This window comes from Pirellulales bacterium, from assembly GCA_036499395.1.
In the GTDB taxonomy this organism is placed as follows: Bacteria; Planctomycetota; Planctomycetia; order Pirellulales; family JACPPG01; genus JACPPG01.
The window spans coordinates 79,992-95,631 of the sequence record DASYDW010000056.1; the positions used below are offsets into that span (position 1 = coordinate 79,992).

Consider the following 15,640-nt stretch of genomic DNA (forward strand, 5'->3'; position numbering starts at 1 on the left):
ACACACTTTGCCAAAGTGCCCGTGCCGGAAGCCGCCGCAACGACGACGCTTTTCAACGCTTTGTTCAAGGAGGAACGTATAGGTGAAACGTCCCATTCTCGCGGCAATTGCTACACTTTACATCTGTGCCGCCGCGGCGGGAGAAACCCCCGATACGCAGCCGTCGACACGATTATCGGTAAAAGCGATTGATACCGACGGAAGCCCCGTTGCGGGTGCCGACGTTGGGCTGCAACCGCGCATCCGTGCAGGCCTCGCCAGCCACGATGGGTACGATTTACTCGGTTGGCAGCTTCGGTGGAGTAAACAGCAAACCGATGCGGCGGGAACGGCCACCATTCCTCTCGGTGGCAGCAGTCAGAGGATATTCGACAAATTCTGCCTTGTCGCGAGACACGCCGAGCGAAAACTGGCGGTGGTGTCGAACATCGGTACCGCGCAGCTCGACACTCCGCTATGCGTAACTCTTTTGCCGGAGCGCATCGTTGAGGGGGAAGTGTTCTGTCCGGAACTCGCCGATCGTGGCATGACGATCCGTGGAATTAGCGTCTCGGTCTCGTGTGAAGGTAAAACCGTGCTCGACTGCAATTCTCCACATCCAGAGTTCCGCTTGTCGTTGCCCCCCGGTGACTTCGAGTTTCTGATCGATGGCCAAACGAACACCCACGCTATAAAACGTCCCGTACACGTTGACGCCGGAGACGGGCCGCTTGCGCTTGGCTGCATCGAACTGCAGGCGTCCAACATGGCATTACTCGTCGGCCAGCCTGCACCTGAAATTCCTTCGATCATTGCTTGGAAGAATGGATCGCCGGGCACATTGGCCGAGTTGCGTGGCAAAGTCGTGCTGCTGGACTTTTGGGGATACTGGTGCGGTCCATGCGTGAGCGAAATGCCCAAGCTGTTCGACTTGCACGACAAGTATCATGGGCGTGGACTGGTCATAATCGGTGTTCATGCCGATGCTCGGTACGCCGACGAGCCACCAGTCAACTCGCCGGGCGAACTAGACAACCTGATGGCCGAACGTCGCAACGCGCTGTGGCAAGGTCGTGACTTTCCCTTCCCTGTTGCCATGATCCCCAGTGAGATCATGCAGCATCGCGGCGGCAAGATCGAGAACCGCGCGATGAGCGCTGCCGCCGAGCGTTACGGCGTCTGGTCGTATCCTTCTTACGTGCTCATTGACCGGCAAGGCAAAGTGGCCGGACAGTTTCGCGTCGATGATGAAGGAATCGCGCTCTTGGAAAAACTATTGGCCGAAAAATAGCCTGACACAAGTGCGGAAATGAGCGTCAACTCCAAACGCCCCTACTGCCCACTCTCGAACGTGCGACCTTCCGTCTTTTCAATCGCCTTGCGTAGGGTGTCCGGAACGGGATGTGGCTTGCCGGATGCGTAATCGAAGACGACCAGCGTTGACTCGGCCTCGGCCACGATTGCCCGCTGACTCTGGCTTTCCACGCGGTGCGTCATTGTCAGGCTGGTGCGGCCAATCCGCGCAACACGGGCGCCGATGCGAATCGTGTCGGGAAAATTCAGTTGCCGGCGGAAGTCGCATTTGATCGACGCCAAGATCGGGCCTACGTGTTCCGGCGAGCGTTTGTCCGCCAGGCCGATCTGGTTGAAATACGCGATCCGCGCCGATTCGCACCAACGGAAGTACACCACGTTGTTCACGTGCTGCATGGCATCCTGATCGCCCCACTGCACGGGCAGCATCAGAATCACGGGGAACCCAGCCAGCAGATCTTCTTCGGTCGTCATCGGGTCGCCCTTGGGGATCGTGCCATCGCATCGTGGCGACAGAGAAAAACGTCGAGGCTGCATTCTACAAAACAAGCGACCGGCCCGCTCGAACGCGCCGTACGGCTTGTTTCGCCAACATTAGGGGGATGTTACGATATTTTGGAACGATAGTATTCCTAGGAGTCATCTGCGTGATGCGACGATTTTCCGGCCTACTGACCTTGATCCTCATTCTGACTTGCGCTGCAACCGCGTCGGCCGACGCGATCGAGCGGATGCGCATGGAGCGGCTGCGCGCCACGCACGAACGGGTTTTGGCTCTGGCCGGGCAGCGCGTGCCCGTCGAATTGAAAAGCGGTTTCGACGACGTCCGCTCGCTGTTGCACGTTCACTCCGCGTTTTCGCATGATAGCCGAGGGACGATCGAAGAGATTCTCGCCGCGGCCAAGGCAACCGGCGTCCGCGTCATCATGTTTACCGAGCATCCGGCCGATCACTACGATTATTTCAAGGACGGCCATCAAGGCGTGAAAGATGGCGTGCTGATGATCCCCGGCGCCGAGACCGGCGGCTTTCTTGCCTATCCCACCCGCAGCCTGAAAGAAGACAAAACCAGCACGCCGCAGGAATTCGCCGATCTCGTGCGGCGCGATGATGGCTTGATCTTCCTTTGCCATCTGGAAGAACGGATGGACTGGAACATCACCGGGCTGACCGGAACCGAGATCTACAACACTCACGCCGATTTCATGGAAGAGACGAAATTCATTTCGTCGCTGAAAACGCCGATCGGTCTGCTGGCGCTAATCCCGGCCGTGAAGCAATTCCCGCAAGAGACTTTTGCCGCCCTGCAAGACTATCCGGCTGGTTACCTGAAAAAATTCGATGAGCTGTGCCAGCAGGCGCGGCACACGGGCGTATCCGCCAACGACGCCCATCACAACCAGGCCTTCCGCGGCCGTGTTACCGATGACGGCAAAATGCAACTCGATGATGCGCTCGGTAAGAAGCTGCTCACGCTCGACCCGGCCAAGGTGCCGCTAATCAAGTCGATGGTTTCGGGCAAGCAGCCGGGCGATCTGGTCTTCGAACTGGATCTTGATCCCTATGAGCGCAGTTTCCGTCATGTCAGCACCCATCTGCTGATGAAGGAAGTCACCCACGACAGCGTGTGGGAAGCCTTGAAGACGGGGCGCTCGTATGTGGCGTTCGACTGGATGGCCGACCCGACCGGTTTCGTCTTCCGTGCCGATCGTGGTGGCGAGGGCTGGACGATTGGCGACGAGGTGCCGGCCTCGGGCGAATTGCGTTTGCAGGCCGCGGCGCCACTGCCCGGCACCATCAAGCTCGTGCGTAACGGCAAGATCATTGCCGAAAAAGAGGGGGCTTTGCTGGATGAAACCGTCAGCGAGCCGGGCGTGTATCGCGTCGAAGTCTGGCTGAACCTGGCGGGCGAACCGCGTCCGTGGATCTTGACCAGCCCGATCTACGTGCGCGAGGCTACAAAATAAGTCGGCGTCCATGACGGGCTCCGAAGACAACGGAGAATTCGCAGAATCGTTGGGGTATCGCGGTCGCATTTCTTTCAGCAGGAGGTGTGTGATGATCCGCGCGTCACTTTGGGCCGTAACTTTTTTGGCCTCTGCGTTCCTGGCTCCATCGACCGCGGCGCGTGCCGCCGATACGGTCGATCTCTCCTATGTCAGCAGCGACGCCGTGGCCGCGGTTGTGCTGCATCCACGCCAGATGCTCTCGGCCCCTGAGCTTCAGCACCTGCCGATCGAGGTCGCGGTCGCGGCCGGAAAGCAATACTTGGGGGTCGATCTGCTCGATATCGATCTGGCCATAGGCATCCTCGGAATGTCAGGCCTGGCCAATTGGCAGCCTGGCATGGGGGCGATCCTGCACTTTTCCAAGCCTTACGATCGTAGCGCCGTACTCGCCGCGCTCGGCCAGGGAACCGCCGAATCGACTTACCTCGGCAAGGAGTACCGTCGCGCGACGACGCCCGATGGCTACAGCCTTTATTTTCCCGACGACCGAACGTTGCTAATCGGTACCGAGCCGCAATTGAAAAGGATGATGGCGGCCGACGACGTCGACACCCCCTTAACCAAGCTCTTGCGACAGGCCGATGCCTTGAAGACGGCGGTGGCCGTGCTCGATTTTGCCACAGTGCGGCCGCTGGTTATTTCGGCGCTGCAACATATGCCGCCGCTGCCGCCGGAGCTTCAGCCATTTTTGAAGACGCCCGAGCTGGTGAAATGGATCGAAGTCTCGTTCGATTTCCACGGCGAGATGAGCCTAACGGCAAAGTTCGGCGCTGTGGATACCGACGCGGCCAAGGAGTTCAAGGAACTGGCCGAACGTGCCAAGGCGCTCGCGCGCGAGTTCGTCAACACGCAACTGGCCGGCGTCATGGCCGGCCCTCAGGGTGATCCGACGCAGGCTGCGCTGGGAAGATATATGCAGCGCACTTTTGGTACCTTGATCGACGGCATCGACGTGCGCGTCTCCGATGACCAGGTTCATGTCACGATCTTGCAGGGCAACTCCGCCGTATCGTCAACGGGTATGCTTGTGGGCTTACTACTGCCGGCTGTGCAAAGCGCTCGCGAAGCAGCGCGTCGCGCCCAGTCCATGAACAATCTGAAGATGATCGGCCTGGCGATGCACAATCACCTGGCTGCGACGGGGCGTTTTCCAGCCCGGGCCATTCGTAGCAAGGATGACATTCCCCTGCTTAGCTGGCGGGTCGCTCTGCTTCCGTACTTAGAGGGGGAGCAAGGCGGGGCGCTCTACAAGGAATTTCACCTCGACGAGCCGTGGGATAGCAATCACAACCGAAAGCTGATCACGCGCATACCGACCGTGTATGCGAATCCCAACATTACCGAGCCCGGCAAGACGAACTATCAGGCCGTGGCGGGCGAGGCAACATTCTTCGGCCCCTTCGGGCCGCGCAAGGGGTTATCGGCGCGGCAAGTCACGGATGGCCTGTCGAACACAATCATGGTCGTCGAAGCCGACCCCGATCAGGCAATTGCCTGGACCCGGCCGAGCGACCTACGACTCGATCCGGAAAAGCCGCTCGCCGGATTGGGCCAGGCGCGACCCGGCGGATTCTCGGCCCTGATGGCAGATGGATCGGTAAGGTTCCTTGCCAACACGATCGATCCGGCGATGTTCGAGGCGCTGTTGACGTTTGCCGGAGGCGAACCAGTCTCGCTCCCCTAGTCCGAAGAAAGGCACGCCTTTTATCTAGGCGCGCAGCAGCGCACCGCACGCTTTTGAAGTTGTCGCGGCGACGTTAACTAACGCAGCGTCGTGGTCGGAGCAGCCGCCGTCGGCGGTGACATAGGAGGCGCGACGGGCGCTGCGCCAGGGGCGCCGTAAACTGGCGCTGGATACGACTGTTGATAAACCGGTTGCGCCGCAGGAGCAGCGTACGTGCTGCCTCCCCACCACGAACCAGGCTGATTGCAACAACAACCGCCGCCTGCCAGCGAACAAATCGCGAGCAACGCGGCGGTCCATTTCGTGACGTCCATGACACGACTCCTGCGACAATTTCCCTGCAAATGAGGAAGCACGAGCCGAACACCGGCCTGCAAACTCCCCACCAGGGGTGCAGAACGGTAAAAGGTTTGCCTCCGCAGGTCAAGGCGATTGGCCGCGCAGAGCGTGATACAGCTAGCCGTCTGCGACAATTCTCCGCGACGGCCACGATCCAGAACGCTTGCTAGCGGTACTAGCTGCGCTGCTGGCCGGCCGTCCGGGCGCTGGGCATGACGCGCTTCTGCACGTCCGTTTCGAGCACACCGAACGTCGCTTCGTGACGTTGCACGGTCAGTTGCAAGGCGTGCAACATCCGCTTGGCCGTGTAGTAGTTGGTCACGATCCGCTGCGTGACGATCACCGGCTCTTGCGGAATACCGAACGGCTGCGGATTCAAGCCGAAGTCGATGATCAGTTCCTCGGGAGTGCCGGTAACGCGGCAGAAGTTCGCATAAGAGGCCGAGATGTGCGAATCATCGACCTTCACTTGCTGGCGTTGCACCGGCGCTTCGCTTGGAGTTTCCGCTTCAACCGCCGGATTCGTCTTTTCGCTGGAAGTGGTCAAGCGATCTCTCCTTAACTGCTTTGTTTTGGCATGCCTTGCTGCGGCGACTCCGGCGTGCGGCCCGTCGCCCCCCTTTCAGGAACTGTAGTATACAAATTGTGCGCGGAAACACCTATGGAACGGTTTGACAACGTCGATTTCACAACGTGTAACCCCGCGGCTAGACCTGATCGATCGTGCGAGATGTGTGTGTTGGGGAAGTTAATCCTTTACCCAACAGCGCAGTTTCACACATGCAAGGGGTGGCTTGCGTGCCTCGCCCGGCGTTTCCGCGACTACAGCCCCAGCGGGAAATCACTCAGCAGCTCGACGCCGGTTTCCGTGACCAGGTAGTCGTTCTCGAGCCGGATGCCTGCACGCAGCTCGGGACCGTACAGCCCTGGCTCGGCCGTGAAGACATCGCCGACTTCGAAGCTGTCGTCCCACTTCGGATTCAAATGGGGCGCCTCGTGTGGGTAGAGTCCGATGCCGTGTCCCAGATGATGATCGAACGCGCCGGGCCGATACTCATCCAGAATCGCTTGCGCCGCGTCGAAGATCTCGCGGCAGCGCACGCCCGGCTTTACGGTCCGCTCGATCATCGTGAAGACTTCGGCGATCTTCGCGCAAGCCCGGTTTTGATCGTCGGTCGGCCGATGATTCACCGCGACGGCGCGGCAGTTGTCGGCAAAGTACCCCTGGTAGGCCGGCCCCAAGTCGAGAATGTAGAGCTCTCCATCCTCGGCCTTTCGATCGCGCGGCGGACCACCACGGGTGCCGGATTGATAATCGTTGCCGGTGGCGGTCATCATCTCGCCGAAATGCTCGACGGCCACGCTTTGCAACTCGTTGAACACGCGCAACTCATTAATGCCAGGCTCGATGATCTGCCGGCCGCGGGCGTACATCAGACCGGTCGCGTCGATTGCCTTGCGCAACCGGGCTAACTCATCCGGATCTTTGCGCCTGCGGAACTGGTAGAGCGCTGGCTCGATGTCCACGAACTCGGCCTCGAACCGCGTAGCCAGATGCGGACCAAACGATGAGAATTCCACCCCCACACGTTTCGGCCCGGGCCGGCCGGAAAGCGCCATCAGCAGTGCGTCGGATGACAATTGCCGCTGATCGTTGCGCAGCGTCGAATAACGATTCGACTCGTACGAGACGACCTTGTCCGCGGCTGCGTCCTTATACGTGACCGTCGGCGCGACCAGCGTCAGGCGTCCGTCGGCCGACAGCGCGGCCGCGGGTTCGAACGTCCAGTAGAACCGCGGCCCGGCCAGCCATTGCACATGCTCGTGCCGGGTGACGATCACCAAGTCCAAACGCTCGCGCTGCATGAGTTCCAGCACACGACGCTGCCGATTCCGGCATCCGGCCACGTTCGCATCCAAGTCCGACATACTGACAATCTCCCCGAGGGTAAGTTCCGGCAAATCTTAACGCCGCTGGTGGCAGCGCAATAGGGCTGGACGTGCGGGGTTCGCTCATGAGAGTCGATGAATCTGACGAGCAAAGGCTCCAGGGGCTTTTGTCACGCATTACTCGCGCGGGTACGATCCGGAGATGGCAGAAGTTCTCCTTAATGCGTCCGAAATCGTCGACTGGGACACGTTCCACACCGTTTGCGCGAGGGAGTTCGGATTCCCAGACTTCTACGGTCGGAACGGGAATGCCTGGATCGATTGCCTCAGCTACCTAGGTGATGACGATGGCATGTGTCGATTTACGCTGGTTCCAGACGAGGTACTTCGCATTACGGTCGCTGACTCGGACACACTCCGCCAACGACAGCCGGAAATATTGCAGGCCCTCGTCGATTGGACAGCATTTGTAAACTATCGAAATGCGGAATCCGCTGATCCACAACCGCGACTCGAGTTGGTACTTCTCTGACTGCGATTTCAGACTGCCCTGCTACCTCCGCCTTTATCGATTTCCCTCGCGCCGGATATCCTGGGACGATGAGAGAACCGTTAAAACGGGCCACGATTTTTGTGGATCACGCTGGGGACGCAATGCCCGTCGAGTTCGATTGGGTTCAGAAGTGGCTCGCGCGGTGGGAAGGTAAGTTGCGGGTCGCAAAATACGAAACGGGCGGCTGGGAGCATCTTTGGAACGTTGAGGGGCCCGAGGAGGCAATCAAAGAGATACCGCCCGACCTTCTCTGCCATAGCGATTGGGCCGACCCGGCACCCTGATTTCAAACTGACCAACATCCCGATTTTCTTGCAGCGGGCCGCTGGCACGCCTAAGATCGACGGTTGGTTATTGCCGCTGCCGGAAGCGCGCCGGGCGGCCGTGTAACCCCGCCTGCCATCCGCCCCCGCACGAGCCCTCACGCCCGCGAGTGCGCAGCATGATTCGATTGTCCTTTGCGAGTTGCCCGGTAGGACTGGCCCTGGGGCTGGTCGTGGCCTGCGTTGCGCGCGTCGCGGCTGCCGCTCCGGTCGACTACGTGACCGCTGTTCGCCCAATCCTGGCCGCGAACTGCTTCAAGTGTCACGGACCGGAAGAGCAGAAGTCCGGTCTAAGGCTGGACGCTGTTTCGCTGGCGGTCGAAGGGGGAAATGCCGGCGCGGCGATTGTTCGCGCCAAAAGCGCCGACAGTCTGCTCTATAAGGCCATCACCGGCGCAGACGACGTCTCGGCCATGCCGCCGGACGGCGAAGGGGCCGGGCTATCGGCCGAACAAGTCGCGACGATCAAACTTTGGATCGACGAGGGCGCGCAAGCCCCGGCCGACGATCAACCGCTGCCGTCCGTGGGTCGGCGAAAGAGTGACCACTGGTCGTTTCAAGCGGTCACACGTCCCGAGTCGCCCAGGATTGATAACGCCGGAGCAAATCAAACGGCGTTCTGCAAGAACCCGATCGACAGTTTCGTTCTGGCAAGGCTCGCGCGGGATGCAATCGCACCTTCGCCCGAGGCCGATCGTGTGACATTGATCCGCCGGCTGAGCCTGGATCTTTTGGGACTTCCGCCGAAGGTCGACGACATCGACGCGTTCCTGGCTGACCAAAGTGAAGGAGCCTACGAACGGCTCGTCGACCGGATGCTTGCTTCGCCGCACTATGGCGAGCGGCAAGCCCGGCATTGGCTCGACCTGGCTCGCTATGCCGACAGCAACGGATACACGAACGACAATCCGCGCACGATCTGGAAATACCGCGATTGGGTCATTAATGCGTTGAACGCGGATATGCCGTTCGATCAATTCACGATCGAACAGTTCGCCGGCGATATGTTGCCAAGCGCCACGATCGACCAGCGCATCGCCACCGGCTTTCATCGCAACACATTGCAGAACGAAGAAGGGGGTACCGACCCTGAGGAGTTTCGCATCGAGTCGGTGGTCGATCGTGTGGCCACGACCGGCACGGTATTCCTCGGTCTGTCGCTCGGCTGTGCTCGCTGTCACGACCATAAATACGATCCGGTTTCGCAGCGAGATTTCTATCAGATCTTCGCCCTTATGAACGGCGCCGACGAGCCGACGCTGCCGGTGCCGACCGCTGAGCAGGCAGCGCGTCTGGCCGAGTTCAACGCAAATATCGCCGCGGCCAAAGAAAAGCTCGCCGCCTATGACGTGGCTAGTGCCCCGCAGCGGGCCGTGTGGGAGCAGCAATTTGCCGGCCGGCTGGCGATTGAATGGCGCGTGATCGATCCGCTGCAAGCGACGTCGGCCGGTGGAGCGACGCTCGCCACGCTCGACGACAAATCGGTACTGCCCAGCGGCGAACGAGCAGCCGTGGACACCTACACGGTCACTGCTGCCACGCCGGTCGAGACGATTCGCGGCATCCGGCTCGAAGCGCTGGTCGACGACCGCCTGCCGCGCGGCGGACCAGGGCGTGCCGATAATGGCAATTTCGTCCTCAGCGAGGTGACACTCGACCTGGCGGCGCAACCGGGCGCCGGCGGGGATGCCACGGCTGAGCGTGTGCCCTGGCAATGGGCGACGGCCGATTATGCTCAAGAGAAGTTCCCCGCCTCGAACCTGATCGACGGCGACGACAAAACGGGCTGGTCGATCTTTGTGGTTGATACCTCGCCGCATCTGAATCGCACCGCGGTGCTGGTGCCACGCGACGATTGCCAGGTTGCCGGTCGAAAGATGGTGGTCTCGCTTGCACAGCGGCATGCGAAGCCGCACATGTTGTTGGGCCGGTTTCGTTTGGCAGTAACTGACGCGCCGCGCGATGTGTTGATGCTGCCCGAGCCGGTTCGCGCGGCGCTGGCCGTGCCCGTCGACAAGCGATCGGCCGCCGAGCGGGATGTGCTGCTGGCGGAATACGAAAAGACGGACGCTGCGCGACAAGAACTGACCAAGAAGCTCGCGGCGGCTAACGCGAGGCTGGCCAAGTTCTCGCAATCGGTCCCCACGACTCTAGTGATGCACGAACGGTCGCAGCCCCGCGAGACACGCATCCTGGTGCGTGGCGAGTATCTGCGTAACGGGCCGGTCGTTCAGCCTGACGTGCCGAGCGTGCTGCCGCCGCTGCCCTCGGAAGTGAAGAACCCCTCGCGTTTGGACCTGGCGCGATGGCTGGTCGATCCGGCGAATCCGCTGGTGGGGCGCGTCACCGTGAATCGGATGTGGCAGCAGATTTTCGGTCGCGGCCTGGTCGAAACCTCGAATGACTTCGGTATTCAAGGTTCGCTGCCGTCGCATCCCGAACTGTTGGATTGGCTGGCTGCCGAGTTCATGGCTCGCGGCTGGAGTTTGAAAGCGATGCACCGGTTGATCGTTACCTCGGGCACATACCGGCAAGCGTCCCACGCGCGCCCTGATCTGGCGACGGTCGATCCCGACAATCACCTGCTCGCCCGGCAGTCGCGGTTGCGGGTCGAGGCCGAGATCGTGCGCGACGCGATGTTGGCGGCCAGCGGCCTGCTGTCGTTCAAAGTGGGCGGCCCGAGCGTTCATCCCAAGCAGCCGGATGGCGTGATGGCCCTGACGCGCAGCCCGCGCGAATGGCGTGTCAGCGCCGGCGAGGATGCGTATCGTCGCGGCATGTACACGTACTATTGGCGCTCGACACCGAATCCGTTCCTGAAGGTTCTTGATGCCCCGGACGGCATTACCAGTTGCACGCGCCGCGAACGCGCGAATACGCCTTTGCAGGCGCTAACGCTATTGAACGACGACACCTGCTTCGAAGCGGCCCGCGCCCTGGCAACCCGGGTGTTGGCCGTCGGCAAAGACGACACGACCGACAATCGACTGCGCTACGCGTTCCGCCTGGCGCTGTCGCGCGAGCCGGACGCCGAAGAACGTGCATGTCTGGCAGAACTACTGGTCGAAGAACTCAGCGAAGCGCCGGCGGCCGCACCGGGCGAAGACCGCGCCGGGCCGGTTCCGGCATTTCGTGATCCGCGTTTGCTCAGTGCCTGGACGACCGTTTCGCGGGCGCTGTTGAACCTCGACGAATTCATGACCCGCGAATGAGCGACCGCATGCCGGATAACACGCACAGCGCCACGTTGGCCAGCCGCCGCCAGTTTTTCAGCGATTGCGGGCTGAGCCTGGGTGGCATTGCGCTGGCGGCCCTGATGGACGCGCAAGCGCAGGCCGCGACGTCCGAGGTACCGCGTACCGACCCACTGGCGGTGCGCAAACCACATCATGCTCAGCGAGCCAAATCGGTCATTCAGCTATTCATGGCGGGCGGTCCCAGCCAGCTCGAACTGTTCGACAACAAGCCCAAGCTCGTGGAACTGCACGGCCAATCGATTCCCGCTTCGTACACCGACGGTAAGCGATTCGCGTTCATCAAACCTGACGCCAAGCTGCTCGGTTGCCGGCGGCGCTTCGACCGGCATGGGCAATCGGGAAACGAGATTTCGGAATTGCTGCCGCATACGGCCGCGATCGCCGACGAACTGGCCATCCTGCGGACGATGAAGACCGACGTCTTCAATCATGGCCCAGCGAAAATGATGCTGGCCACCGGCAGCCCGCAATTCGGCCGCCCCAGCATGGGCTCGTGGTTGCTGTATGCCCTGGGGAGCGAATCGCACGAGCTGCCCGGCTTTGTCGTGTTGAAGTCTGGCCCGCGCGGGCCACGGTCTGGGGCCGCGCTGTGGGGAAATGCGTTTCTGTCGAGCGTCTATCAAGGCGTTCCGCTGCGCAACTCGGGCGATCCGATTCTCAACCTGACAACGCCCTCGGGCATCACGCGCGAGCAGCAGCGCCGCACGATCGAAGCGATTGGCCGGCTAAATCGCGAGCGCCATGCCGCGACTGGCGACGATGAAATCGCCACCCGCATCGCTTCGTACGAAATGGCGCAGCGCATGCAATCGAGCGCTCCGGAATTGATCGATCTGGCCAGCGAATCGGCCGAGACCCTGGCGCTCTACGGTGCCAAGCCTGGAGAAGCGTCGTTCGCCAACAACTGCCTGCTGGCTCGCCGGCTGGTCGAACGCGGCGTCCGTTGCGTCACGCTTTTTCATACTGAGTGGGATCATCACGGCGGCAGCGAGAACCTGGAAGAGTCGCTGGAAAACATTTGCCTCGAAACGGACAAGCCTACCGCAGCGCTCGTCAGTGATCTCAAACGGCGCGGCATGTTGGACGACACGCTGGTCGTGTGGGGTGGCGAGTTCGGCCGCACGCCGATGGGCGAGGATCGCGGTTCGCTGGGGCGCGACCATCATATCGAGGCCTACAGCATGTGGCTGGCCGGCGGCGGCATCCGCGCCGGGCAAACGATCGGCCAGACCGACGACCTGGGCTTTGGCGCTGCCGAGCCAAGTCAGCAGATTCACGTCCATGACCTGCAGGCCACGATCCTGCACCTGCTGGGGCTGGATCATCGCCGGCTGACTTACCGGTTCCAGGGACGCGACTTCCGCCTGACCGACGTTGGCGGAGAGTTGATCCGGCCACTGTTGGGTTAAACTTTGCCGGCGTTTCGACCCGGGCCGATCGACATGCACACGGCCAAATGCGAACCAGCCGGTTGGCCAGCCCCTCCTCTACAGAGTAGAATGGATGCGGGTACCCAGGCATTTTCTCCGGAGGAAACACACACGTGGCGACTTCCAGCGTCAGCCGGTTCGTGGAAACGTCGAAAGATTCCAATCGGGCTTTGCAGTTGGCTTTGGCCGCTGCCCAAACCGCGGCTGACAATCGAGGACGCGATATCATGGTCCTCGACATGCGGGAAGTGACCCCGGAGTTCGACTACTTCGTCCTGGCCACCGGCACCAGCCGCCGCCAACTCCACGCCATGAGCGAGGAGATCGATCATCGCCTGGAAGACGACTTGGGTGAACATCGCCTGGGGGTCGAGGGCTACGTCGAAAGCCGCTGGATTCTGCTGGATTACGGCAATATCGTGATCCATCTGTTCGACGACGAAGCGCGCGACTATTACTCGCTGGACAAGCTGTGGTGTACGGCCAAGCGCGTCCCGACCGAGCTAGTTAAGCCCGAGCCGCCCAAGACTGATGGCGACGGCAGCGACGACGACGGGCGAAGCAGCTCGCTACGCCTGAGCAAGTAGCAGCCTTGTAACTGGCCTAATTTAGCTGGCCTCTGCGAGATGAGGCCGGCGAATTCTTGTTAGCGCCGCCGTCGGCGGATTCCGTTCGCGTTTCCGGCTGGCCCAATGACCGTTGGCTCTGGATGGCCCTTTCGGCCGGGCCCGGTACACTATCCCGCAGCGCGGCAGACCCGGTGGCCTACCGGTCGTTCGCGATTCTTTCCCGTTATCCGCCCCGGCGATTCGACGTCCTGATGAATATTCTACGTAAGCTGCGAGAGCGTTTTGCCACGGCACTGACCGGCATCTTGAGCGACCCGCCGAGCGGCGGCGCCGCGGTGGGCGAACTGGTGGAGATGGTGCGTCCGAGCCAGGACGCGAAATTCGGCGATTATCAAGCCAACATGGCGATGCCGCTGGGCAAGCAGCTCGGCAAGCCCCCGCGCGACGTCGCGGGCGCGATCATCGAAAAGCTCGACGTGACCGAACTGTGCCAACCGCCCGAGATTGCGGGCCCCGGCTTTATCAACCTGACGCTACGCGACGACTGGCTGGTCGCCCGGCTACGCGAGGCCGTCGCCGATCCCCGGTTAGGCATCCGCCCGGTCGAGCACGCGCGGACCGTGATTGTCGACTACTCGGCCCCCAACGTTGCCAAGCCGATGCACGTCGGACACATCCGGTCGACCGTCATTGGCGACAGTATCTATCGCACGCTGAAATTCCTCGGGCATCGTGCCATTGGCGATAACCATATCGGCGATTGGGGCACCCAGTTCGGGATGATTATCTACGGCTTTAAGAATTTCTGCGATCGCGCGGCGTACGAACATTCACGCGTCGACGAACTGGCCCGACTGTATCGGCTAGTGAATCAACTGGTCGACTACCACGAAAGCCGGCCGCGCGTGGCCGAGCTGGAGAAGCAGATCGTGGCGGCCGAACAGAAAGTCGCTGCCGCGAAAGCAGTCCCCGCGAGCGGCGATGCCAAGGCCGACAAGAAGCAGGCCCAGGCCGTGCGTAAGGCCGAGTCTGACCTGGCCGAAACGAAAAATGGCCTGATCGAGTTGCGGCATAAGCTGGCCGCGATCGAAGGGGACGCCAAGCTTTCCCAGCTCGCCAACGCGCATCCGCAGATTGGAACAGCCGTATTGGCCGAGACGGCGAAACTGCATTCGAATGATGCCGAAAATTTGGCTTTGTGGCGTGAATTCATGCCGGCCTGCATGGCGGCCATTCAGCATATCTACGATCGGCTGGGAGTGACGTTCGACGAGACATTGGGTGAAAGCTTTTATCACGATCGGCTGCAACCAGTCGTTGAGGATTTGCTCGCACGAAGGATCGCCCGGGAAAGCGACGGGGCGACCTGCGTCTTTCTGGACGATCAGCCGGCGCCGATGATCGTGCGGAAGAAGGACGGTGCGTTTTTGTATGCGACGACCGACTTGGCGACGATCTCTTATCGGCGCGAGCGGTGGAATCCCGACGCGCTGCTGTACGTCGTCGACCATCGGCAAAGCCTGCACTTCGAACAGCTTTTCGCGACCGCCAAGAAATGGGGATACGACCAGGTCGAGTTCGCGCATGTCAGCTTCGGCACCGTGCTGGGGGATGACGGACGTCCGTTCAAAACCCGCTCGGGCGACACCGTCGGCCTGGAGGGGTTGCTCGACGAGGCGGTTGAGCGTGCCTACAAGATCGTGGCCGAGAACGACGACGCCAAGCCGGACGGCCGAGAACTTTCGGACGAGCAGCGAGCGGCGATCGCGAACTCTGTCGGCATCGCGGCGCTCAAGTACGCCGATTTGTCGCAGAATCGCACCAGCGACTACGTCTTTAGCTACGACAAAATGCTGGCCATGACCGGCAACACGGCCACCTACATGCAATACGCGTACGCGCGGGTGCGCAGCATCTTTCGCCGTGGCGGTGTCGACGTCGAGAAGCTGCGTCGCGAGCCGGCGCCGATATTGCTGACAGGCGCTGCCGAACGGGCTCTGGCCGTCGAGATCCTCCGTTTTGCCGAGGCGCTCGACGCGGTGCTGGCCGATTATCGCCCGAACCAGTTGACCTCGTACCTGTTTGCGCTGGCAAATCGTTACTCGACGTTCTTCGACCAATGCCCGGTGTTGAAGGCCGAAAGCGAGGAGCTGAAAACCAGCCGGCTATTGCTGTGCGACCTGACGGCGCGAACGCTCAAGCAGGGATTGGCACTGTTGGGCATCGACGTTGTCGAGCAGATGTGAACGATTGGGTAATCAATCTTTGCGGAAGAAGTTATCCGCACAGATTT

The 15,640-nt window shown here is 61.2% G+C and carries 13 protein-coding genes; 9 read left to right on the forward strand and 4 right to left on the reverse strand.

Annotated elements, in window-relative coordinates; genetic code table 11:
• Positions 1-82: 82 nt before the first annotated feature.
• Complete coding sequence (locus tag VGN12_08350; GenBank protein HEY4309447.1) at positions 83-1,270, forward strand: TlpA disulfide reductase family protein; 1,188 nt, start codon at positions 83-85, stop codon at positions 1,268-1,270.
• 41 nt (positions 1,271-1,311) lie between these two features.
• On the opposite strand, the gene VGN12_08355 is transcribed toward VGN12_08350, so the two are convergent.
• The gene (locus VGN12_08355) at positions 1,312-1,767 is read right to left on the reverse strand and encodes a thioesterase family protein (protein ID HEY4309448.1); all 456 of its coding nucleotides are present in this window, start codon (positions 1,765-1,767) and stop codon (positions 1,312-1,314) included.
• 176 nt (positions 1,768-1,943) lie between these two features.
• Here VGN12_08355 and VGN12_08360 point away from each other — a divergent pair, with 176 nt between their 5' ends.
• Both VGN12_08360 and VGN12_08365 read left to right on the forward strand, forming a co-directional pair.
• Positions 1,944-3,260: a PHP domain-containing protein gene (locus VGN12_08360; GenBank protein ID HEY4309449.1), complete on the forward strand. Its 1,317-nt coding sequence runs from the start codon at positions 1,944-1,946 to the stop codon at positions 3,258-3,260.
• A 91-nt stretch (positions 3,261-3,351) separates the two neighbouring features.
• Positions 3,352-4,986 (forward strand): DUF1559 domain-containing protein, encoded by a 1,635-nt coding sequence (locus VGN12_08365; protein ID HEY4309450.1) that lies wholly within the window; start codon positions 3,352-3,354, stop codon positions 4,984-4,986.
• 77 nt (positions 4,987-5,063) lie between these two features.
• On the opposite strand, the gene VGN12_08370 is transcribed toward VGN12_08365, so the two are convergent.
• The 3 genes from VGN12_08370 to VGN12_08380 all read right to left on the reverse strand — a co-directional run bounded on the left by VGN12_08370 (position 5,064) and on the right by VGN12_08380 (position 7,254).
• The gene (locus VGN12_08370; GenBank protein HEY4309451.1) at positions 5,064-5,300 is read right to left on the reverse strand and encodes a hypothetical protein; all 237 of its coding nucleotides are present in this window, start codon (positions 5,298-5,300) and stop codon (positions 5,064-5,066) included.
• Between the two features lie 200 nt (positions 5,301-5,500).
• Positions 5,501-5,872 carry a DUF3467 domain-containing protein gene (locus VGN12_08375; GenBank protein HEY4309452.1) on the reverse strand — a complete coding sequence of 124 codons (372 nt, stop codon included), beginning with the start codon at positions 5,870-5,872 and terminating at the stop codon, positions 5,501-5,503.
• 275 nt (positions 5,873-6,147) lie between these two features.
• Positions 6,148-7,254: a Xaa-Pro peptidase family protein gene (locus VGN12_08380; protein ID HEY4309453.1), complete on the reverse strand. Its 1,107-nt coding sequence runs from the start codon at positions 7,252-7,254 to the stop codon at positions 6,148-6,150.
• A gap of 163 nt (positions 7,255-7,417) precedes the next feature.
• Between VGN12_08380 and VGN12_08385 the strand changes: the two genes are divergently transcribed.
• The 6 genes from VGN12_08385 to argS all read left to right on the forward strand — a co-directional run bounded on the left by VGN12_08385 (position 7,418) and on the right by argS (position 15,593).
• Positions 7,418-7,747, forward strand: a complete 330-nt coding sequence (locus VGN12_08385) for a barstar family protein (GenBank protein ID HEY4309454.1) — start codon at positions 7,418-7,420, stop codon at positions 7,745-7,747.
• A gap of 68 nt (positions 7,748-7,815) precedes the next feature.
• Entirely contained in the window at positions 7,816-8,052 is a 237-nt protein-coding gene (locus VGN12_08390; protein HEY4309455.1) for a hypothetical protein, read from the forward strand.
• A gap of 158 nt (positions 8,053-8,210) precedes the next feature.
• The gene (locus VGN12_08395) at positions 8,211-11,303 is read left to right on the forward strand and encodes a PSD1 and planctomycete cytochrome C domain-containing protein (GenBank protein ID HEY4309456.1); all 3,093 of its coding nucleotides are present in this window, start codon (positions 8,211-8,213) and stop codon (positions 11,301-11,303) included.
• An 8-nt stretch (positions 11,304-11,311) separates the two neighbouring features.
• Positions 11,312-12,757 (forward strand): DUF1501 domain-containing protein, encoded by a 1,446-nt coding sequence (locus VGN12_08400; protein ID HEY4309457.1) that lies wholly within the window; start codon positions 11,312-11,314, stop codon positions 12,755-12,757.
• Between the two features lie 134 nt (positions 12,758-12,891).
• Positions 12,892-13,365, forward strand: a complete 474-nt coding sequence (gene rsfS / locus VGN12_08405) for a ribosome silencing factor (GenBank protein ID HEY4309458.1) — start codon at positions 12,892-12,894, stop codon at positions 13,363-13,365.
• A gap of 233 nt (positions 13,366-13,598) precedes the next feature.
• The gene (gene argS / locus VGN12_08410; protein HEY4309459.1) at positions 13,599-15,593 is read left to right on the forward strand and encodes an arginine--tRNA ligase; all 1,995 of its coding nucleotides are present in this window, start codon (positions 13,599-13,601) and stop codon (positions 15,591-15,593) included.
• Positions 15,594-15,640: the final 47 nt, after the last annotated feature.

Excerpts from the sequence above, each read along its gene's own strand:
- VGN12_08370 (HEY4309451.1), bottom strand. The coding sequence starts at position 5,300 with ATGGACGTCACGAAATGGACCGCCGCGTTGCTCGCGATTTGTTCGCTG.
- VGN12_08400 (HEY4309457.1), top strand. The coding sequence starts at position 11,312 with ATGCCGGATAACACGCACAGCGCCACGTTGGCCAGCCGCCGCCAGTTT.
- VGN12_08385 (HEY4309454.1), top strand. The coding sequence starts at position 7,418 with ATGGCAGAAGTTCTCCTTAATGCGTCCGAAATCGTCGACTGGGACACG.
- VGN12_08360 (HEY4309449.1), top strand. The coding sequence starts at position 1,944 with ATGCGACGATTTTCCGGCCTACTGACCTTGATCCTCATTCTGACTTGC.
- VGN12_08365 (HEY4309450.1), top strand. The coding sequence starts at position 3,352 with ATGATCCGCGCGTCACTTTGGGCCGTAACTTTTTTGGCCTCTGCGTTC.
- VGN12_08395 (HEY4309456.1), top strand. The coding sequence starts at position 8,211 with ATGATTCGATTGTCCTTTGCGAGTTGCCCGGTAGGACTGGCCCTGGGG.
- VGN12_08380 (HEY4309453.1), bottom strand. The coding sequence starts at position 7,254 with ATGTCGGACTTGGATGCGAACGTGGCCGGATGCCGGAATCGGCAGCGT.
- VGN12_08355 (HEY4309448.1), bottom strand. The coding sequence starts at position 1,767 with ATGACGACCGAAGAAGATCTGCTGGCTGGGTTCCCCGTGATTCTGATG.
- VGN12_08390 (HEY4309455.1), top strand. The coding sequence starts at position 7,816 with ATGAGAGAACCGTTAAAACGGGCCACGATTTTTGTGGATCACGCTGGG.
- argS (HEY4309459.1), top strand. The coding sequence starts at position 13,599 with ATGAATATTCTACGTAAGCTGCGAGAGCGTTTTGCCACGGCACTGACC.